The organism is Acidisphaera rubrifaciens HS-AP3 (assembly GCF_000964365.1).
In the GTDB taxonomy this organism is placed as follows: domain Bacteria; phylum Pseudomonadota; class Alphaproteobacteria; order Acetobacterales; family Acetobacteraceae; genus Acidisphaera; species Acidisphaera rubrifaciens.
Map to the genome: position 1 here is coordinate 1 of NZ_BANB01000869.1, position 240 is coordinate 240.

A 240-nucleotide genomic window follows, 5' to 3' on the forward strand; every position below is an offset into this window, starting at 1 on the left:
CATAGGCGCCGTCCGCGAACAGATGCTTGAGCCATGGCCATTGCTTGTGCACGCCGTCGAGAATGAGATGTGCGCCCGCACTGTCGGAGATGTCGGCCGTCGTGAGGTTCACCATCAGCAGGCGTCCGTCGGTGTCCACCGCGACGTGGCGCTTGCGCCCGACGGTCTTCTTCGCCGCGTCGTAGCCTCGCATTTTGCCATGCGGAGCCTTGATCGTCTGGCTGTCCACAACGCCCGCAG

1 protein-coding gene is annotated in these 240 nt (G+C 64.2%); it reads right to left on the minus strand.

What is annotated here, in order from left to right:
* The coding region (locus tag B8460_RS18635) for an IS5/IS1182 family transposase (protein ID WP_048863123.1) at window positions 1-240 on the minus strand (240 nt) is incomplete at both ends.